This window comes from Streptococcus sp. 544 (assembly GCF_013277385.1).
Classification (GTDB): domain Bacteria; phylum Bacillota; class Bacilli; order Lactobacillales; family Streptococcaceae; genus Streptococcus; species Streptococcus mitis_BA.
On record NZ_VMMU01000001.1, the window covers coordinates 71,724 to 89,833 of the forward strand.

23 protein-coding genes and 1 tRNA gene are annotated in these 18,110 nt (G+C 39.4%); 5 read left to right on the plus strand and 19 right to left on the minus strand.

Features of this window, described 5'->3' with window-relative positions; genetic code table 11:
* A complete protein-coding gene (gene queF / locus HT728_RS00360; RefSeq protein ID WP_173233178.1) occupies positions 1–492 on the plus strand; it encodes a preQ(1) synthase in 492 nt (163 codons plus the stop codon).
* 57 nt (positions 493–549) lie between these two features.
* On the opposite strand, the gene HT728_RS00365 is transcribed toward queF, so the two are convergent.
* Positions 550–1,218, minus strand: coding sequence for an MIP/aquaporin family protein (locus HT728_RS00365; protein WP_173233180.1), 669 nt, complete (start codon positions 1,216–1,218; stop codon positions 550–552).
* A gap of 255 nt (positions 1,219–1,473) precedes the next feature.
* On the opposite strand from HT728_RS00365, the gene HT728_RS00370 reads away from it, so the two are divergent.
* On the plus strand, positions 1,474–2,238 hold the full coding sequence (locus tag HT728_RS00370) for a (S)-acetoin forming diacetyl reductase (protein ID WP_000048147.1): 765 nt from the start codon (positions 1,474–1,476) through the stop codon (positions 2,236–2,238).
* Between the two features lie 107 nt (positions 2,239–2,345).
* Here the strand turns inward: HT728_RS00370 and HT728_RS00375 are convergent, their stop codons facing one another.
* Both HT728_RS00375 and HT728_RS00380 read right to left on the minus strand, forming a co-directional pair.
* A complete protein-coding gene (locus tag HT728_RS00375) occupies positions 2,346–3,137 on the minus strand; it encodes a DUF2785 domain-containing protein (RefSeq protein WP_173233289.1) in 792 nt (263 codons plus the stop codon).
* Between the two features lie 11 nt (positions 3,138–3,148).
* Positions 3,149–3,481 carry a helix-turn-helix domain-containing protein gene (locus HT728_RS00380; protein WP_000182730.1) on the minus strand — a complete coding sequence of 111 codons (333 nt, stop codon included), beginning with the start codon at positions 3,479–3,481 and terminating at the stop codon, positions 3,149–3,151.
* Between the two features lie 150 nt (positions 3,482–3,631).
* Here HT728_RS00380 and HT728_RS00385 point away from each other — a divergent pair, with 150 nt between their 5' ends.
* Entirely contained in the window at positions 3,632–4,021 is a 390-nt protein-coding gene (locus HT728_RS00385) for a nuclear transport factor 2 family protein (RefSeq protein ID WP_173233182.1), read from the plus strand.
* Between the two features lie 167 nt (positions 4,022–4,188).
* Here HT728_RS00385 and pepF read toward each other — a convergent pair whose 3' ends face one another.
* The 11 genes from pepF to HT728_RS00440 form a co-directional block, all read right to left on the minus strand.
* Complete coding sequence (gene pepF / locus HT728_RS00390; protein ID WP_173233184.1) at positions 4,189–5,985, minus strand: oligoendopeptidase F; 1,797 nt, start codon at positions 5,983–5,985, stop codon at positions 4,189–4,191.
* A gap of 10 nt (positions 5,986–5,995) precedes the next feature.
* The gene (locus HT728_RS00395; RefSeq protein ID WP_164226094.1) at positions 5,996–6,739 is read right to left on the minus strand and encodes a 16S rRNA (uracil(1498)-N(3))-methyltransferase; all 744 of its coding nucleotides are present in this window, start codon (positions 6,737–6,739) and stop codon (positions 5,996–5,998) included.
* A 1-nt stretch (position 6,740) separates the two neighbouring features.
* Entirely contained in the window at positions 6,741–7,691 is a 951-nt protein-coding gene (gene prmA / locus HT728_RS00400) for a 50S ribosomal protein L11 methyltransferase (protein WP_173233186.1), read from the minus strand.
* A gap of 137 nt (positions 7,692–7,828) precedes the next feature.
* Positions 7,829–8,302, minus strand: coding sequence for a GNAT family N-acetyltransferase (locus HT728_RS00405; RefSeq protein ID WP_173233188.1), 474 nt, complete (start codon positions 8,300–8,302; stop codon positions 7,829–7,831).
* The gene (locus tag HT728_RS00410) at positions 8,299–8,727 is read right to left on the minus strand and encodes an NUDIX hydrolase (RefSeq protein WP_173233190.1); all 429 of its coding nucleotides are present in this window, start codon (positions 8,725–8,727) and stop codon (positions 8,299–8,301) included. The genes HT728_RS00405 and HT728_RS00410 overlap by 4 nt, the downstream gene beginning before the upstream one ends.
* A 1-nt stretch (position 8,728) precedes the next feature.
* Entirely contained in the window at positions 8,729–9,796 is a 1,068-nt protein-coding gene (locus HT728_RS00415) for a M50 family metallopeptidase (RefSeq protein WP_173233192.1), read from the minus strand.
* An 18-nt stretch (positions 9,797–9,814) separates the two neighbouring features.
* Positions 9,815–10,285, minus strand: coding sequence for a DUF3013 family protein (locus HT728_RS00420; protein ID WP_000257122.1), 471 nt, complete (start codon positions 10,283–10,285; stop codon positions 9,815–9,817).
* Positions 10,286–10,577: 292 nt separating this feature from the next.
* On the minus strand, positions 10,578–11,030 hold the full coding sequence (locus tag HT728_RS00425; protein WP_173219580.1) for a type II toxin-antitoxin system HicB family antitoxin: 453 nt from the start codon (positions 11,028–11,030) through the stop codon (positions 10,578–10,580).
* Between the two features lie 36 nt (positions 11,031–11,066).
* Positions 11,067–11,246 (minus strand): type II toxin-antitoxin system HicA family toxin, encoded by a 180-nt coding sequence (locus HT728_RS00430; protein WP_001132279.1) that lies wholly within the window; start codon positions 11,244–11,246, stop codon positions 11,067–11,069.
* Between the two features lie 136 nt (positions 11,247–11,382).
* Positions 11,383–11,631 carry a hypothetical protein gene (locus tag HT728_RS00435; protein ID WP_173219539.1) on the minus strand — a complete coding sequence of 83 codons (249 nt, stop codon included), beginning with the start codon at positions 11,629–11,631 and terminating at the stop codon, positions 11,383–11,385.
* Entirely contained in the window at positions 11,621–11,845 is a 225-nt protein-coding gene (locus HT728_RS00440; protein ID WP_225904797.1) for a hypothetical protein, read from the minus strand. Before HT728_RS00440 ends, HT728_RS00435 begins: the two co-directional genes overlap by 11 nt.
* Before the next feature lie 307 nt (positions 11,846–12,152).
* Between HT728_RS00440 and HT728_RS00445 the strand changes: the two genes are divergently transcribed.
* Together HT728_RS00445 and HT728_RS00450 are read left to right on the plus strand one after the other, a co-directional pair.
* Complete coding sequence (locus HT728_RS00445; RefSeq protein WP_164226089.1) at positions 12,153–13,424, plus strand: replication-associated recombination protein A; 1,272 nt, start codon at positions 12,153–12,155, stop codon at positions 13,422–13,424.
* 264 nt (positions 13,425–13,688) lie between these two features.
* Positions 13,689–13,761, plus strand: a tRNA-Lys gene (locus HT728_RS00450).
* 82 nt (positions 13,762–13,843) lie between these two features.
* On the opposite strand, the gene HT728_RS00455 is transcribed toward HT728_RS00450, so the two are convergent.
* From HT728_RS00455 to HT728_RS00475, 5 genes are all read right to left on the minus strand, one after another.
* Positions 13,844–14,971, minus strand: a complete 1,128-nt coding sequence (locus HT728_RS00455) for a tyrosine-type recombinase/integrase (RefSeq protein ID WP_000323398.1) — start codon at positions 14,969–14,971, stop codon at positions 13,844–13,846.
* Positions 14,972–15,154, minus strand: coding sequence for a DUF3173 domain-containing protein (locus HT728_RS00460; protein WP_000655517.1), 183 nt, complete (start codon positions 15,152–15,154; stop codon positions 14,972–14,974). It abuts the gene before it with no gap.
* A gap of 15 nt (positions 15,155–15,169) precedes the next feature.
* Positions 15,170–16,213: a hypothetical protein gene (locus HT728_RS00465; protein ID WP_001031659.1), complete on the minus strand. Its 1,044-nt coding sequence runs from the start codon at positions 16,211–16,213 to the stop codon at positions 15,170–15,172.
* A 124-nt stretch (positions 16,214–16,337) separates the two neighbouring features.
* Complete coding sequence (locus HT728_RS00470) at positions 16,338–16,601, minus strand: hypothetical protein (RefSeq protein WP_000659471.1); 264 nt, start codon at positions 16,599–16,601, stop codon at positions 16,338–16,340.
* A gap of 177 nt (positions 16,602–16,778) precedes the next feature.
* Positions 16,779–18,086: an FtsK/SpoIIIE domain-containing protein gene (locus tag HT728_RS00475; RefSeq protein WP_000472768.1), complete on the minus strand. Its 1,308-nt coding sequence runs from the start codon at positions 18,084–18,086 to the stop codon at positions 16,779–16,781.
* Between the last annotated feature and the right edge of the window lie 24 nt (positions 18,087–18,110).

Below are 18,110 nucleotides of genomic sequence, written 5' to 3' on the forward strand. Positions count from 1 at the left end.
ATGTCACAACAAGAAGAAATGAAAAACCTAAGCCTCCTCGGCAACAAAGAAACCAACTATATCTTTGACTATCAACCAGATGTCCTCGAATCTTTTGACAATCGTCATGTGGAAAATGACTATTTTATCAAATTTAACTGTCCTGAATTTACCTCGCTTTGCCCTATTACCGCTCAGCCAGACTTTGCGACTATCTATATTTCCTACATCCCTGACAAGCTCTGTGTTGAGTCAAAATCCCTCAAACTCTACCTCTTTAGTTACCGAAACCACGGAGATTTCCACGAAAACTGTATCAACACCATCGGGAAAGACTTGGTCAACTTGCTAGACCCTCGCTATTTAGAAGTCTGGGGAAAATTCACTCCGCGCGGTGGCATTTCAATCGACCCCTACTACAACTACGGTAAACCTGGAACTAAGTTTGAAGGCTTGGCAGAACAACGCCTCTTCCAACACGACCTTTATCCAGAGAAAATTGACAACCGCTAAACTCATACGAAAAAGCCCTGTTCCTCAAGATGAGGAGCAAGGCTTTTTGAGTTTCAATTATTCTTCTGTTCCAAGGAAGTTTTTCGCAACAAGGGCTGCAAGAACTCCACCAGCGATTGGTGCAAGGATGAAAATCCAAACTTGTTGAAGGGCTGCGCCGCCTACCAAGACAGCTGGTGCCAAGCTACGAGCTGGGTTTACTGAAAGTCCAGTAATCTTCAATCCGACAAGAATCATCGCCATCAATGACAAACCGATTACCAAACCAGCAATCGCGCCATTGCCCTTACTTTCTGAAGTCACAGTCATGATAACCAAGACAAACAAGAAAGTTGCGATGATTTCAAACAAGAAACCACCAAAGACAGTGACACCGTTTGCCAAGGCATTTTCACCAAGGCTAGCAGTTGACATACCTGAATTACCCAAGAGGAAGAAGACTGCGCCAGAAGCGATGAAAGCTCCAACAACCTGACCAAGGATGTAGTTTACAAGTTCTGAAGATGACAAACGTTTGTTAACAAACATAGCAATCGAAACAGCCGGGTTCAAGTGAGCACCTGAAACAGTTCCGATTGAGTAGGCTGCCACCACGATTGCCAAACCAAAGGCAAAGGCGATTCCAAGGTGACCAAGGCCATCAAGACCATTTCCAAAAACAACAGCCCCTGTCCCAACGAACACAAGCATGAACGTACCGATTAACTCAGCGACAAATTTTTTCATTCTCTTTCTCCTTTTTTCAAAAACTAGATACTAGTCTATCAAAAGAGGGAAAAGGTTTCAAGAAAATTGATTGGAAATTTTCAGGATAGAATTCTATAAAAACGGTAGCATTTATTTGAAACATTTTTTCTAAAGTTATATAATGTCAATATAGTTCTAATTAGTTATTCAGTCCCTAATTTGAACTAATTTTTACAACTTTGCTGTTCTTTTATGAACGTTTAAATGGTATCGTGGATACCAAGGAGGAATCATATGTCTAAAGTTGCTATTGTCACAGGTGCAGGTCAAGGAATCGGTTTTGCAATCGCAAAACGATTGGTTCAAGATGGCTTTAAGGTAGGAGTCTTAGACTACAATCCCGAAACAGCTGAAAAAGCTGTTGCCGAATTATCAGCTGAAAATGCCTTTGCTGTCGTGGCCGATGTTTCGAAACAGGCAGAAGTTGCACAAGCATTTCAAAAGGTTGTTGACCATTTTGGTGATTTGAATGTTGTCGTAAATAACGCTGGTGTTGCTCCCACTACTCCTCTTGATACAATTACTGAGGAACAATTTACACGCACTTTCGGTATCAACGTTGGTGGTGTCATTTGGGGTTCACAAGCTGCACAAGCACAATTTAAAGCACTTGGCCACGGAGGTAAAATTATCAACGCAACCTCTCAAGCTGGTGTAGTCGGTAATCCAAATCTAACTGTTTATGGTGGAACCAAATTTGCTGTTCGCGGAATTACGCAAACATTAGCACGTGATTTAGCAGACTCAGGCATCACTGTTAACGCCTACGCACCAGGTATTGTGAAAACACCAATGATGTACGACATCGCTCATGAAGTTGGTAAAAATGCAGGAAAAGATGACGAATGGGGTATGCAGACATTTGCAAAAGATATTACTCTAAAACGTCTATCTGAACCAGAAGATGTGGCTGCTGCCGTCAGCTTCCTTGCAGGACCAGATTCAAACTACATTACAGGACAAACCATTATCGTTGATGGTGGTATGCAATTCCATTAAGATACACAAAAAGAGGTTGGAAAATGATTCAACCTCTTTTGTTAGTTTTCATTATTAGTTAGGAGGATACAATAGAAACTCTTTCAATAAGTACTATTAGCTTATCTCTAGTATTGAAAAGACTGGATAGCTTCTTTCAAGTCATCTTGTAAACTATTTCTCTGGTCAAGTTGGACATAGACTTCCAACAGACAGGATCTGAAGTTGGAAAATTTATAAAAATCTTTCCTTTCTTCTATCGGAAAATCAACAGTTTTTATCCAAGAAGTCACTTGCTCTTGCTCCAACTTCCCTTGTAAAATCGGTTCATAAAGCACTCTGGCTAAACGCCAATCTTCATCATCTGTAAAACGAATGGTAATTCTTTTAAATAAATGATCAAGTATGTCAAATACTTCATGAATTCTGTTTTTAGGAAAGTCTGGATGACAAACCACCTCTGTCAGTAAATCGGCTCCATGTGCAAAAGCATGAACCCAACCATATTGACTTGAAAAACCCCTTGTATCCTTTTCTTTTGAAAGATAACACAAACCTTGATTTAAAAGGACATTACGAATTCCTGCATTTAATTCCTGATAAAAAATCGATTGCTGGTTGGCATCCGCAGACAAGAGATTTACATAAATAAGCGCCCTAAAAGAACGTTCAAGGGTTGACAAGCCTACCTTATCAATCTCTTTATCTAACCCTCCATCAGATGAAATCCCTTCAGCAATGAAATAAAATTGTTCCTGTGTAAATAGCTCTTCCTGAATCCCCCTAGCAAAGCTTGTAAAAACAAGGTCATCGCGAATTTCTGGAGAAGAATCTCCCAAATGGTCAAGCAACCATTGGATTTCTTCCTCATGATAACTTGGTTTTTCTTCTGCTATTTTTCTGAGTAACTCTTGATACATGGTCAATACCTCTACATTTCTAGCAACTTGATATAATCTAGACCCCATTTCTCGACAGCATCTAAAACAACTCTGAATTCCTGCCCCATTTCGGTTAAGCTGTACTCAACTCGTGGTGGAACTTCGGCATAGACCTTTCGTTGAACAATCTTATCCTTTTCTAATTGACGGAGATGACGGGTCAAAATAGTTTGAGTAATCCCAGGCAATAATCTCTGCAATTCTTTAAATCGTTTGGTACCCGTACTCAACTGATAAATGATTACCAGTGCCCATTTCCCCGTTAAAACCCTCTGCGTTGTCGCAAATGGACAAATACCATACTCACTCACTTTATTTGTCATAAAATATCTTCTTTCTATTTTTTTAAAAAAATTTATCTTTTAGTATCAATAATAGTACTACTTTTGATACTAGCTATCGAAAAAGTGTCTACTTGTATTTTTGTTTGTAACTGTTACAATTATATCATAAAAAAGAAATGGAGAATAGATATGTCAACAAACTTAGAAATTTTCAATGCTTATAACCAAGCTTTAATTGCTGGTGACTTTCCTGGTGTCTTTGAAACGATGGCAGACGATATTATCTGGCATCAACCTGGTAACCATAGTGTATCTGGTTCAGTTGTTGGCAAGGACAAACTAGGAACTCACCTGGCTACATTTGCTGAGAAAACCAATGGAACCTTTAAGGTGATAACAAATTGGGTTTCTGACAATAAGGATTTAATCGCAGCTAATGTTACTTTTCTTGGAACACGTGCTGATGGTACTGAACTCAATATGAACGGGATTGAACTCTTCCGCATTGAAGACGGAAAAATCAAAGAAGTTTGGCTCTTCTCTTCAGATCAAGCTGAAGAAGATAGCTTTTGGGGATAATTTAAGAGGCCAGGACAAAAAATTTTGATTTTAGGAATTCTTTATTCTAAATTTTTAAATCGATAGATTAGAAAAAAAGCGAACAAGACAGAATTCTGAGTTTCAGATAACTCGTTTTGTTCGCTTTTTATATTTAAGGTTAGACTTTTGTCCCAGACTCTTTTAATTTACTCTCCCAACTGGGCACTGTAAGCGATGATCTGGTCAACTGTGTCTGACAAGAATTGAATTGTATCACGGAGTGGTTTATCTGTTGAAATATCAGCACCGATAATCATAGCTGACTCAAGTGGTGTCTTGCTACCACCTGATTTGAGAAGTTTGAGCCAGTCTTCAGCTCCAGTTTCTGAATGTTTCAAATGGAGGTAACCAGCAGTCGAGATGACTAGTCCTGCTGAGTAAGTGTAACTATACAAGCCCATGTAGTAGTGAGCTTGGCGCATCCAAGTCAAAGCTGCATCATCGTCAATTTCAATGGCATCTCCCCAGAAATCCGTCAAGACTTCCTTCATAATACTGTTGAGTTTACTTGCTCCAAAGGTTTCTCCTTCTTCAATCAATGTATACACCTTACGCTGGAAGGCTGCTTCCAAAAGGTGAGTGATAAAGTTATGGAAGTAGGTGTCTGTCAAGCGGTGAGCAAGAGCAAAGCGTTTTTGACGAGGGTCGTCAGACTGGTGCTCCAAGTAGTCACTGAGAAGCAATTCATTGAAGGTTGACGGCGCTTCAACATAGTAGGTCGACATATGGGCGTTGAAGTAGCTTTGGTGATTATCTGAAAAGATGAATTGACCAGAATGCCCAATTTCATGAATCAAGGTATAGACATCGCTCAAACGGCCTGTCCAGCTCATGAGGACATAAGGATGCACGCGATATGGGTCTGCCGCATAGCCACCAGAATCCTTACCACTATTGGCAGCAAAGTCCACCCAGCGCTCTTCTTGATAGCGAGCAACTTCCTGACAATATTCTTGTCCCAAAGGTTCTACCGACTTCATGACCAAATCATAGGCGTCGTCAATGGTCACTTGAGGATTGAGGGCACTATCCAAATCCAATTTCCAGTCTGCAAAGGTCATCTTTTCAAGACCATTTACCTTGGCAACATGCTTGAGGTATCTCTGAGCAACGGGCGCAAAATCCTTCATGATGAGGTCAATCTGACGATCAAACATAGCACGGTTCACTTCTTGCTCAACCAGGAGATAATCAAAGACTGAGTCGTAACCCTTCATATCTGCTAGTAGTTTTTCAGACTTGACTTGGGCTAGATAGGCTGCAGCGGCCGTATTTTGGTGCTTACGAAGTCCCTCTGAGAAGGAACGGAAGGATTTCTCACGAACCTCAGCATCCTCATGGTTTTGGTAGAAGTTTTCATAGGTAACAAAGCTGTTTTTGTAGGTCTTGCCATGGGCTTCAAAGTCAGCCATTTCAAAATCCCCAGCTCGCATCTTAGTGTAAATGTCCTGCGGACTGTAGAAAACTTCTCCTAAATTGGTCAATGCCTTCTCCACATCAGCCCCTAAGTAGTGGGCTTTTTTGATTTTTGCCTGACGAATGGCCGCCGTCAAATGAGGTAATTCACCCAAACGATCCAAGACTTCCTCATCAGCTTCCACCAAGGCATCGTCAAAGAAGGTCAAGGCTACACTGGCATCTGTTTCAAATTCCATCCCAGCTTGGGCGATATTGGCAAATTCTTCATTGCTATAGTCTGTCGTCTGAGGCATAAAACCATAGTTTCCAATATGGCTCATCTGAATGTAGATTTGTTCCAATTCCGCAAAGGCCTTTTCAAAATCCTCAAAAGTATGAAGATTGCCCTTGTAATCACGACTAAATTGGTTGATGTCTTCACGAGCCTTCTCGATCGCACGTAAGAAATCCTCACGATCTTGGTATAGGGCTGTTAAATCCCAAAGTTCCTTCTCTGGAAATTCTGAACGGTGTTTTTGTTCCATTTTCTTCCTCTTATTTCTCTAATTCTAATAAAACACTAAGGGCTGATAAAGCGTAAAGTGGTGCTGTTTCTGCTCGCAAAATACGAGGTCCAAGTCCTGCTAAGACTGATCCCTTAGCTTCGAAACTCTCAATTTCTGCAGGTGACAGGCCACCTTCTGGACCAAAGATAAAGAGCAGTTTGGCTCCTTTTTCAAGACCAGAGACCGCTTGTAAGAGCGCAGCGGCTTCACCTTCTTTTGCCGACTCTTCATAAGCCACTACGATGCGGTCAAATTGGTCTAGTTGGGCTAGAAAATCTGATTTTTTCTCGAAAAGTGTGACACTCGGTACTAGATTACGCTTGCTTTGTTCTGCTGCTCCAAGAGCAATTTTTTCTAGTTTTTCAACCTTTTTACCCAATTTTTTGCCATCCCATTTGGCGACCGACCAGTCAGCAGGAAAGGCCCAGATTTGACTGGCACCTAGTTCGGTTACTTTCTGAGTAATAAATTCCAGCTTGTCTCCCTTGGGAAAACCAGAGGCGATGGTCACTTGGATTGGCAGTTCCACATTGTCATCTAACTCTTCAACCAACTCAAACTGACGGGCTTCCACATCCAGCACACGCGCCAAGCGCTTAATTCCATCATCAAAGACCAAAGTCACCTCATCATCTTCTTTCAAGCGCATAACCTGAAACATATGTTTGCTGGTTTCCTTGTCCTCGATGGTGACAGGAGAGATAGCACTGCCTTTGACAAAATACTGTTGCATGCTAGCCTCCAATCACACCGGAAATATCCTTGGTTTTCTTAAAGACACAGGCATTCCATTCCCCTTGAACCATGTGAGTTTCAAGGAAAAATCCAGCTGACTCAGCCGACTCGCGCACCATGTCCCACTTGTCCTTGATAATCCCACTCATGATGAGGTAGCCTTCATCCTTGATCAAACGATAAGCATCATCCGTCAGATGAATGAGGATATCCGCCAAGATATTAGCTACAATCACATCTGCCTCAATCTCAACTCCCTTAAGCAAATCTCCTGCTGCTACATGGATATTTTCCATGCCAGAGTTTAGCTCAATATTTTCCTGAGCAACCCGAACTGCCACATCATCTAGGTCGTAGGCAAAAATTTCTTTGGCACCCAGAAGCGAGCTAGCAATAGAAAGAACTCCTGAACCAGTCCCCACATCTAGCACCGTTTCGCCACCACGAAGAACCTGCTCCAAGGCAAAGAGACTCATCTTAGTAGTTGGATGCGTCCCAGTTCCAAAAGCCATGCCAGGATCCAGCTTGATAATCTTTTCCCCAGCAGTCGCCTCGTAGTCCGTCCACGACGGCACGATGGTCAAGTCATGAGTAATTCGAGCTGGTTCATAGTATTTCTTCCAGTTGTCTGCCCAGTCTTCCTCAGCCAAGGCAGTCGTTCCCATCTTGACCTCACCCAAATCCATAAAATCTGTCAATTCTGCTAAGCGAGCCTGTAAGTCCGCCTCAACCACTGCCACATCAACCGTATCAGGATAGTAGGCGGTCACCACAATTTCTTCTTGCTGCTCGACCTCTGGGAAAATCTCGCCGAAGCGGTCAACATTTCCCACATAGTCCATGCTGTCTTCAATCGCAACGCCTTGCGCTCCCAGCTCGATCAAGATATTTGAAACCAATTCCTCTCCCTCACGCTTGACTGTAACTTTTAACTCTTGCCATGTTTCCATATTTAAGATACCAAGCCCGTAGAACACAAAGCCAAAATAGGAAATTCTCTGAAGACGCTTGTGTCTAAGAGAAGTTTATCTTTTTAGCACAGTGTTTAGGGCGGGTTCAGTTTAGAAATGTAACTGAACTATCCTTTCTATTTCTCTATGCATTTTTTCATGTAAACCATATCCATACCTTCTTTTTCAGGTTCAATATGGGTTTGATGGTAGCCGTTCTTCTCATAGAAAGCAACCATACCTTCATCCTGTAATACCGTACACAAATCCCACTGTTTAATCATTGGAAATTCCTTTTCCAGCAATTTCAATCCTTCAGAACCATAACCTTTTCCTTGATACTGGGGCAAAATCGCTGCCGTTCCCAGCCAAGCCTCCGTCAACTCTTCATTGGTCTGAACTCGTAAAAATCCGATATTTTCTCCCTTTTCTTTCAAAAAGTAGTAATAGCTATTGGGACGCTCAACCAATTTCCACTTGATTCGTTCACTGTCCTCCAGATAAGGATCATACTCATCTTGATATTTTTCATAGACAGCCTTAAAGCTAGCTCTTTGAATCGCAATGATGGTCTCCAAATCCTCTGCTCCTGCTCGTTCAAGTCTTATCATAAACTTTCCTCCAAATAATCCCTCAATCTACCCTGCAACTGAGGTACAACTTGACTGGAAGTAAGAAATTCCTCGACATTCATTAACTGATAGCCCTGTCCTTCATCTCCAAATACAATCTGGTCAAACTGTTCTTGCGTTAACTTGCCGACTAGAAATACAGATTGTTTATCCGCAAAAAGCATACTTGGATAAACCCTACTCCAAAGCAGACAATCCTCAGTCAGATAAACACCAAGTTCTTCATAAACTTCACGCGCCACGCACTCAAAAGGACTTTCATCCTCCTCTCGTCCCCCACCGGGCAGTTCCCACATATTGGGCCAGGGAATGCTTGCCTTATCATCGCGTAAGATAGTCAGAAGCTTATCCCCACAAAACAAAGCAATCTTACAGCCTGTGAAATCAGAAATTTCTATTTCCATATTAGACTCCTTCGGTTAATTCCTTTTCCAGATCGGCTAACCAGTTTTGATAATAGATTTTCTCATCCCGTAACATCCGGCTGCTATTCATTTTCTGTCCAGCAATCTTCATAGCCTTGTGAGTTTGAACCACATCTTTCTTTACCTTAAATTGATACCAAGCTTGAATGACCTGCATATCTGCTGTTTTTAGAGATAAAAAGGATTTGACCCCTCGAATACTTGCATATTCTTCCGCTTTCTTATTATCTCCTTCCATCAGAGCAACTTGAAGAAGGTATAATTGAGAAATAGTTTTAGACATTGGATTATCTGTTTTCTCTAGCACAGACTGAAACTGTTGCTTTGCAAGCTCTATATTATCATCCAATATGAATACCAATCCCTGAAGAGTCCGAACACTTTCTGCAAAACTCCCTCTCACATCCTCATCAACAGACATGATAAAGTCTTTTAAATCATATTCTTGAGGAGCTAGCAAGGTCTGGGCAGAATGCCTCAACATCAGGTAGGCGTATTTCGTATTTTCAGGGTGTTGTAGTAATTCCCAAATTTTTGCGCCATCGGTGATGCCGACTGGCAAAATGTTATTTAGGAAGAAAGACAAATTAAGAAAAATCCAAGTCCCTGCAAAATACCAGCTTCTTGTCAAAAATCCAAACACTATCGCCAATAATATCAAGCTGATATGAACCATCAAGCCTCCTGAAAGCATCAGGATGATTCTTTGATCACTTTCATCCTCTTTTAAACCAATGTATTGAGCACCAACATTTTTCAGAATGGCTGTTCTACTAAGATGAAACCTGCCTGACTTTTTGGTCAAAATAAAATGTCCTAATCCAAAAGCCACCAGCCGATAGCCTGTCAAGTAACCACAAAAAGCATGACCCAGCTCATGAAGAATAAAGATTAAATACATGCTTAGAAGAGCGAAGGCATAACCAAAAGTAAAGGCTAAAACTGCGGAATACCCCAACTCTGCAAATGCGATTGTTCCACAAGCACAAGCCAGCATAATAAAGACAACAGCTAGCACATAAACCAAATAAATCCCAATTTTCTTCATAAAATCTCCAACCAACTCCTAGTATCTCGGATAAGGATAAAACTCTCCCTCTTCCAATCCAACTTTTCCTTCTTCAAAGACTTCTTGATTCCATTCCATGACGAATTCTTCTGCTTCTGGGTCTTCCAAAAAGTCCATGAGGGCATCTAGTCCAACCTCGGCAGTATCTTTAAGGAATAGCGCAAAATAAGCTAAAAATTCGCGAGAAAATCCTTTTTTAGGTAGGTAAGGGATGACAGTCAAATAGTCTTCCTCATTGACTGTTGATTTGGCAGGATTGTAAAAAAGCACTGCTTCTTCAAAGAGAATGTCATCTGATGAAACCTCTCCATCTTCATCCACCATCTCCACACCTGCAGCATTTTGCGCTTCCAATAGAAAACTCACTTCAACCGCGTGGTTACGCTTGTCCCAACTAATCTCAAAGTCAAAAGGAAAGTTCTTCTCCAACTCTTCCTCTAAAACATCTAAAAATCCGTATGTTGCCATTTTGTCCTCTTTCTATGCGACTCTTAAATCGCCCCGATTGCTCGGAAATATGCTAAAATAGATACTACCATATTACCACAAAATTATTTTATGTCCTAATTATACCATATTACCTCATTTAAACCCTTGGTATCAGTGATTTTCTTAAACGGTTGATTTCCTTATTTTTTCTAAAAACTCAACACAAAAAAGCCCTCGAAAGGGCTAAGAAATCTATAAAATCAATGGACAAGTAACTAGCACAATTAGATGTGCTTTTTTATTGACCATTCCCACGATACCACACTTAATCTTATGCTTGTATTTTCTTATCTGCAATAGCGTCTGTCAAAGTCTGAGAAAAGTTAAGTCCCATTTCTCGTCCCAACTTATCTGCCCATCTTGGTATGGTCAAGGTCTTTTTAATTGGTTCCTGACTTCCTAGGTATTCTGATACATCAACAGACACCATAGAAATAAAAGATTTATCAAGGTTATAGGTTGACACGAAATCTTCATCATCTTTAAATGGATCGTTATCAATTAAAGACAAGCTATTGATATCTGACGGCTGGGGCAAATCTCCATCACTCTCTATCAAATCTGCAACAGTTATGCCTAACCACTCCGAACCCATAGCCAAAGCCTCAGAAATCCCCTCTCCTTGTGTAGCTGAGTATTCAAAATCCGGGAAATGGACAAAATAAGTCGCTTTTGCTCCGTCTGTATCGTCATAATAAAATAAAGCTGGATACGTAACTAACATCTCACTACCTCCATATCAAAAAGCAGGGGCTGAATTTTACAACCCAGCTTGCTTTCTTATCCCTCTTTCAGTGTACTTATTTAGCTCACCATGAGGGATTGTGATAGGTCTTTCCCCTTGCTTCTCCATTTTAATATGGGAGCCTTTACCACCTTTGGTTTTTATCCAACCATGGGCCGTAAGGAGTTTGACCATCTCTTTTTGTGTCATAGGCATAGCGCTTTTACCTCCTGACAACACTATTATAGCACGTGCTACACGTATTGTAAAGAAGGGATACGTATTATTCTCTTATACATAAAAGCCCCTAGATGTGGTTCTAAGGGAAGCCAATTTATTCATACCTATTTTTCTAATGAGTAGTAAATACTGCTTCTTTATCAAGCAATTCATCATCTGTATAGTCAATTGTTAAAGTATCTCGATTTAAGACAGACTGAGGCGGAGTTGAATGAATCATAGGAACACTGCGTACCCTATACTTTTTATCTCCAATTTTTACAAACTGATTAACTCTCAAGTCTTTCAAATCAGGATTTTCAACAATTATTACAAGGAGACGATTTACTACTTTAAAAACATCAATTATTCTATTTTTCATATTTTTTCGACCCATTATGATTAAAATGAACTTCTTGGTAAGCAAAATCAAGTTTAGGTTTAATGTTTTCGTACAAATCTAAAATCTCTTTTGGAGTATCTTCACGGAAGAAAAATTGTCTTTTTCCTGAGATAACTTGATCACTAAGAATCCAATGACGAATTTGTTTTGTAAAAATCAAAATTTCCTGACTTGGTAATTCCATTCTTTCCATTGCTTATCACCTCTCTTTTCATTATAGTTCATGCAATAACATTTAGCAATATTATTTCTCAAGTCAGCAATTCCACTTCTTTAGACTCAACTATCATATTTTGAGTTTTAAGGAAAATCAAATCTCTCATGCTGATACCTCTCCTCATTAAATTAAATAGTCAAAAAGATTCTATCTCACATCCTGAATATTACAAAAACATTGAAATATCACAACTAATAGGCTAGAATGGACATAGTAAGATACATTTGGTGAGTTATACTGCTCAAAAAATATGACACTAAAATCCACGTTAGAAAGGACTGCTATGCCAGACAATCTCGCGCTTCGCATGCGCCCTAAAACCATCGACCAGGTCATCGGTCAGGAACATCTGGTCGGACAAGGAAAAATCATCCGCCGCATGGTGGAAGCCAACCGCCTGTCCTCCATGATTCTATATGGACCTCCGGGAATCGGCAAGACCAGTATTGCCTCAGCCATCGCTGGGACTACTAAGTATGCCTTTCGAACTTTCAATGCGACAGTTGATAGTAAAAAGCGACTGCAAGAAATTGCGGAAGAGGCTAAATTCTCTGGTGGTCTCGTCCTATTACTAGACGAGATTCATCGACTGGATAAGACCAAACAAGACTTCCTCCTGCCACTCTTGGAAAGTGGACTAGTCATCATGATTGGCGCTACGACTGAAAATCCTTTCTTTTCTGTCACTCCTGCCATTCGTAGTCGTGTTCAAATTTTTGAGTTGGAACCTCTGTCTAACCAAGACGTCAAAGAGGCCCTACAGATAGCTCTAAATAACCCTGAACGTGGTTTTGATTTTCCAGTAGAACTAGATGAGGATGCGCTGGACTTCATTGCCACCTCTACAAACGGAGACCTGCGCTCTGCCTTTAACTCACTGGATTTGGCAGTTCTCTCTACCCCTGAGAATGACAAGGGCATCCGCCATATCACTCTAGACATCATGGAAAATAGCCTGCAACGGAGCTATATTACCATGGACAAGGATGGAGATGGTCACTATGACGTTCTATCTGCCCTGCAAAAGTCTATCCGTGGCTCAGATGTTGATGCCAGTCTTCACTATGCTGCCCGCTTGATTGAGGCTGGTGATTTGCCAAGTCTCGCTCGTCGCTTGACCGTTATCGCCTATGAAGATATCGGTTTGGCCAACCCTGAAGCCCAGATTCATACCGTGACTGCTCTGGATGCTGCACAAAGGATTGGTTTCCCAGAAGCCCGCATTCTCATTGCCAATGTCGTCATTGATTTGGCCCTTTCTCCAAAATCCAACTCAGCCTATCTAGCTATGGATAAGGCACTTGCCGACCTCAAAACATCAGGTCATTTGCCCATTCCGCGACACCTGCGTGATGGGCACTACAGTGGAAGCAAGGAACTGGGGAATGCCCAAGACTATCTCTATCCACACAACTATCCTGGAAATTGGGTCAAGCAAGACTATCTGCCAGAAAAAATTCGCAATCATCACTATTTCCAAGCAGAAGATACTGGTAAATATGAACGGGCTTTGGCTCAAAGAAAGGAAGCTATCGACCGTTTGCGAAAAATCTGAAATCCTTTTCAAAAAATTGCACTTTCCTCTTGATTTTTTTTGAAAAAGTGGTATCATATAAACATAGAAACGCTGTGGTGTACGACTTCACACTTAAGTGTTGACCGACTATTTTTTGTATTATTAGGGAAACAAAAGTCTTCTAACAGCATGTAGGCCGTCTCACACGGAAACAGCTTCAGTTAGAGCGAGTTGCCCACCTGCTTAATTGCGCGGGTTCAATACAAACCGTGAAGTTTCGGCACCAATACAGCTTTTTTATTTGCCTCCTTAGCTCAGCTGGCAGAGCAGCGGACTCTTAATCCGTGGGTCACAGGTTCGATCCCTGTAGGGGGCATCTAAATACAACAGGAAAAGTCTTATAATATAGGGCTTTTTTTGCTTTCCTTTTAAAAATTGTCGTGCAATTTGCCGTGTTTTTACAATAAACTTTTCACAGCCATAAATTCCTCACTAATTTTTTCCTCCAATGTGTGACCATAAACTTCAACCAGCATAGAGATATCTTTGTGTCCTAAAATTTTCGCAATAACTCCCAAATCAATATTATTATGCCATAAATAACTACCATAAGTGTGTCTAGCTCCTTTGGTAGTAATCAATGGAGAAATTTGCAATTCCTTCAACATTACTTTTATAGCTTTATTGACTGTTGCAATATCTGGAACATCGTAAGCATAGCCAAAATGCTGAAAAATCAAATTATTTTTATTGTCAATATTTAATTCTTTGTTTGTTTTTAGTTGTAATATTTTCAATGTTTTCAATAAAGAAAGCATATCTGAAGTAATGGGAACTAATCTTATTGAAGTATTGTTTTTAGGTGGAGTAAACTTATGAATAGCGGTATTATAACGACGATAAGTTTTTAATTGCTCTCCAACCTCGTCAACCTCATTCCAAGTCAGAGCAATCAATTCAGAGAAACGCATGCCAGTTTTAAAAAGGAAATAAATTACATACGGTACAATAGATTTCTGATAATCAAACTTATTTTTTAAATACACTAATACTTTTTGATAATCCGATTCTGTATGTAAATATTTCTCGTCAATCTTTTGTCCACTCTTAGATGAAAATAAATCTACATAAGCAGTAAAATCTTCTATTACCACTTTATCAGCAATAGCCATCTGTATACTCGCACGAATTCCAGAATTCAATCTACCCAGAAAATTTCTACTAACTGTTTGCCCATACTTATTCATAATTCTTTGGTATTCACTAGGCTTAATTTGTGATACAGGTTTATTTCCAAATAGCCTTTTAATAACATTCTTTCTCATAAGATATTTCTTTTTTGTGACTTCACTTCTATTGCTAGGAAAAATTTTTAAATCAAGCCATTCTTGGTACAGTTCTGGTAAGGTCATATCAAAGCGCAAGACACTTCCTGTGTTTATCTTATGAAGCACCTTCTCAGCTTCTATTTTAGCTTCTCGTTTTGTTTTAAATCCGCTTTTATGGAGTAGGCTCTTGCTCCTCTCACGTATAGAGAACGACCAAAGCCTTTTCTTCCCGCGCTGTTTATACTCGATATAAGCCATTTACAATTCCATTCCCAACAACTCTCTCACAACACTTTTTGGAACAACCATCAAACGTTTGCGATTATAAAATGTATAGCCTCGTGATACAAGTAATTCTCTCGCCTGATGGATAATAGCATTTGCTGTTGATGGTCTATAGCCCATGGAAATCAAATCCTTATTAGAAATCGTATCTTTCATACTGTTCCCCTCTTATTATTCTTGGTTTATTGTTAACTTTGGAATATCGCCTTGTAACATAGAATTCATAAACTCAAAAAAATTTATCAGACAAGGCTCTTGATTAAAGATTTCAACAAAATCTAAAGCATTTTGAAAAAAGACATTCAAATTAACTTCAGAGATACTTTCGGCAAGTTTTTTATACTTAGCTACCGTTCGTTTATCAGATTCTGCAAATAATTCAGGTTTATTACGAAGAGCGAAAAGATAAATCTTCTCATTAACTCCTAAATTATTAAATTCTAAGCCTTTGAAATTTTCAATATACACTGGAATTTTAGCTAAGAATGGTAATCCATTTTTTAATTCTTTTTTTATGTTGCCTTCATTGTAGAATTTATACTCAATCCTCCATAGATTATCATATTGCTGATAAATTTCTATTTCTGCCATATCTCCACTATCCATACGTTCTTTAAGTTTATTATAAGCAGTTAGATGATAATTACCTTTAGGAGCACCAAAATCCATAGTCTCAAGTTTCATCCCCTTATAAATAGGACGATACATTACTTTTGGCCAATTTACACGTAAAGCAGATAAATCTCGCTCAAAATCATAGGCTAAATGAAAAGTAGAGATTGCGATGTTAAACATGTACGGAAACATTCTATGAAAGACAATTAAAAAATTCTTTTTTGAAACTTTTGAAGGAGTAAATTCAATCTTTAAAGGTCTTTTGTTCATCTTAATCGACGCAACGGGGGTATACTCGATATACCAATTCTCTTTTTCATCATTAAAGAATTGCCCTTTATAACTAGCTAGTTCACCATTTCTATTTAAATTCGGCTCAACTACACCGAAATAATCATATAAGGTAAAGTTCCCACTAAGAATCTCAGAATGAAATTCCTCACTAACTTCAGCGGTCAAACTTAGCTTATCCAATTTCAGACCGATAAACCCATACTTCAGAGATACTTCCTCTTGAAATTTAGAGTAACTCTTATTAGACATTTGATGTATCGTTATCGGGCTGTTAGAAGGGGCCCGATTTAAAACTTCTTTATTCATGAAATTTCTCCTTCAAAAAACAAAACATTCTATATACTTAAATTTTAGGGCAAGACTGCCGTTCCACTGACCACGCTCCACTTGCCAGCAAAGCTGGCAGGTCCAGCCTTACCCTAAATATAAATTATTTAATTTTTGCCATTTCAATCAATTCTGCAAAGGTCCCAAGCTTTCGGCACTGAATCGCCTCATATTGGGCATTCTGTCCAAATGAAGAATTATTAATCACTTCAACCTCATAAAGTCCTGGAGCAGAGAAAACAGCTCCAAATTTGGATTTATCGAAATGCATACCTAGGTCACTCCAACAATTATTGGCTGTGGAGACTCTGATCCAGCCTCGGTCTTTCTTCGTAGAAATGGCCAGAACAACAACAATTTCTTTCATAGTTAAAAAATCCTTCCTTATTTAAAGTAATATACAGCTTTTAACGTCAATCAGTATTGGACATAAATACATTTATTCGGACGTTACGTCCGAGCGGCCTTGTCATCCGCCGCCTGCATGATGGCATTTCGAAGACGAATAAAAGAATTTTATTCATCTTCAAAACGCTTAAAATTCTCATACATCTTCATCCTTCATATAATTTTTAGCAGTACATTCCCAAACTGAAAAAATTGTCTCAAATACATCTCTATCAAACATCGGGGAATGGAATTCCTTAGGAGGCTCTCTATCTGTAGAATAAAGCCCAACTCCTTTATCCTTCTTAACTTTGGGTACATCTGTTGTGCCAAACATCATCTGGCTAGATTCGCGAGTTGGGGCTCCAAGAAATATAGCATTGACAAGCTGTTCTCTAATATTGGTAGAAAGACTATCGGAACGGGGTTGTTGCATAACAATGCAGACCCCCATAGATAAAGACCTTGCTTTTTGAGCAACGATAGCAACCATATTTTCAAAATCTTTTTTAGCTTTACTATCCATCGAAGCCACTAACGATGAATACTCCTCCATTACCAAAAGTAAAGGAGGGAAACCTAAGTCTATGCCAATACCATCGAACAAATCACTTTGATTATAGATTAGCATACGTCTATCTAGCTCCTTGATATAGTGACGCAGAATTCTAAAGGCATCCTCATTACTCGTTCCATAATGGGCTATCGGCATCTTAGAACGCTGACAAAGCTTATAAAGGTCAGACAGCTTTGGGTCAATCACATATATTTTTGCATGTTTCCCATTTACGGTCTGAGATATGAAACGAGTCAAGTAATAATATGTAAAAAAAGATTTACCACTACCGGAGGCACCCGATATAAGCATGGAAAAGTTTTTTCTCAAATCGATAACAAAATCATCATAGATTTTAATTTTCAGGCTATCATCTTCAAGAGGGAGGGAGGTAACATGTAAACGTTCAGGCTGTCTATATACAAAAACATATTCAACATGAGTCGCATAAATTTCTTTTGACGATAGGCTTATTCCTAGAGCACTACTTAGGAGAACGTCTAAATTGTCCATCTCTTTCGTGAATTCATCCCCAGACTTAAATGCATAGATTACAATTGAAACATCATTCAATTGGTAATTAAATTTAGCTGAACGAAGAATAGCGCCATCTTTTGTTGCTGTAAAAAGAAAGGAATTTCTGCGAAGCATAAATAGAAGGTTTTCTCTGACAATTAACAGCGGTTCAATCTGCTGAGCCCATCCCTTGATTTTTCTTTCAATGTACGAAGTTATAATCAATCCAACAGATAATGTAATCATTTGGAGAAACCATCCCTTAAAAAGAATACTACTAGAAAGGGACAATATGCTCAAAAATCCTATAGTAAACCAGCGAATACTTCTCAATTTAGATGTATTTAAAAAGTAGTGCTCAGACAAAGAAGCCGTTTGTTTAATTTTAAACATCTTATACCTATCTAAATTTTTTTA

Excerpts from the sequence above, each read along its gene's own strand:
- HT728_RS00410 (WP_173233190.1), bottom strand. The coding sequence starts at position 8,727 with ATGGAAATAGAAATTTCTGATTTCACAGGCTGTAAGATTGCTTTGTTT.
- HT728_RS00370 (WP_000048147.1), top strand. The coding sequence starts at position 1,474 with ATGTCTAAAGTTGCTATTGTCACAGGTGCAGGTCAAGGAATCGGTTTT.
- HT728_RS00420 (WP_000257122.1), bottom strand. The coding sequence starts at position 10,285 with ATGGCAACATACGGATTTTTAGATGTTTTAGAGGAAGAGTTGGAGAAG.
- HT728_RS00395 (WP_164226094.1), bottom strand. The coding sequence starts at position 6,739 with ATGCAACAGTATTTTGTCAAAGGCAGTGCTATCTCTCCTGTCACCATC.
- pepF (WP_173233184.1), bottom strand. The coding sequence starts at position 5,985 with ATGGAACAAAAACACCGTTCAGAATTTCCAGAGAAGGAACTTTGGGAT.
- HT728_RS00375 (WP_173233289.1), bottom strand. The coding sequence starts at position 3,137 with ATGTATCAAGAGTTACTCAGAAAAATAGCAGAAGAAAAACCAAGTTAT.
- HT728_RS00445 (WP_164226089.1), top strand. The coding sequence starts at position 12,153 with ATGCCAGACAATCTCGCGCTTCGCATGCGCCCTAAAACCATCGACCAG.
- HT728_RS00470 (WP_000659471.1), bottom strand. The coding sequence starts at position 16,601 with ATGAAAGAAATTGTTGTTGTTCTGGCCATTTCTACGAAGAAAGACCGA.
- HT728_RS00415 (WP_173233192.1), bottom strand. The coding sequence starts at position 9,796 with ATGAAGAAAATTGGGATTTATTTGGTTTATGTGCTAGCTGTTGTCTTT.
- HT728_RS00365 (WP_173233180.1), bottom strand. The coding sequence starts at position 1,218 with ATGAAAAAATTTGTCGCTGAGTTAATCGGTACGTTCATGCTTGTGTTC.
- HT728_RS00430 (WP_001132279.1), bottom strand. The coding sequence starts at position 11,246 with ATGCCTATGACACAAAAAGAGATGGTCAAACTCCTTACGGCCCATGGT.
- HT728_RS00425 (WP_173219580.1), bottom strand. The coding sequence starts at position 11,030 with ATGTTAGTTACGTATCCAGCTTTATTTTATTATGACGATACAGACGGA.
- HT728_RS00465 (WP_001031659.1), bottom strand. The coding sequence starts at position 16,213 with ATGAATAAAGAAGTTTTAAATCGGGCCCCTTCTAACAGCCCGATAACG.
- HT728_RS00475 (WP_000472768.1), bottom strand. The coding sequence starts at position 18,086 with ATGTTTAAAATTAAACAAACGGCTTCTTTGTCTGAGCACTACTTTTTA.
- HT728_RS00405 (WP_173233188.1), bottom strand. The coding sequence starts at position 8,302 with ATGATAAGACTTGAACGAGCAGGAGCAGAGGATTTGGAGACCATCATT.
- HT728_RS00435 (WP_173219539.1), bottom strand. The coding sequence starts at position 11,631 with ATGAAAAATAGAATAATTGATGTTTTTAAAGTAGTAAATCGTCTCCTT.
- HT728_RS00440 (WP_225904797.1), bottom strand. The coding sequence starts at position 11,845 with ATGGAAAGAATGGAATTACCAAGTCAGGAAATTTTGATTTTTACAAAA.
- HT728_RS00380 (WP_000182730.1), bottom strand. The coding sequence starts at position 3,481 with ATGACAAATAAAGTGAGTGAGTATGGTATTTGTCCATTTGCGACAACG.
- prmA (WP_173233186.1), bottom strand. The coding sequence starts at position 7,691 with ATGGAAACATGGCAAGAGTTAAAAGTTACAGTCAAGCGTGAGGGAGAG.
- queF (WP_173233178.1), top strand. The coding sequence starts at position 1 with ATGTCACAACAAGAAGAAATGAAAAACCTAAGCCTCCTCGGCAACAAA.
- HT728_RS00455 (WP_000323398.1), bottom strand. The coding sequence starts at position 14,971 with ATGGCTTATATCGAGTATAAACAGCGCGGGAAGAAAAGGCTTTGGTCG.
- HT728_RS00460 (WP_000655517.1), bottom strand. The coding sequence starts at position 15,154 with ATGAAAGATACGATTTCTAATAAGGATTTGATTTCCATGGGCTATAGA.
- HT728_RS00385 (WP_173233182.1), top strand. The coding sequence starts at position 3,632 with ATGTCAACAAACTTAGAAATTTTCAATGCTTATAACCAAGCTTTAATT.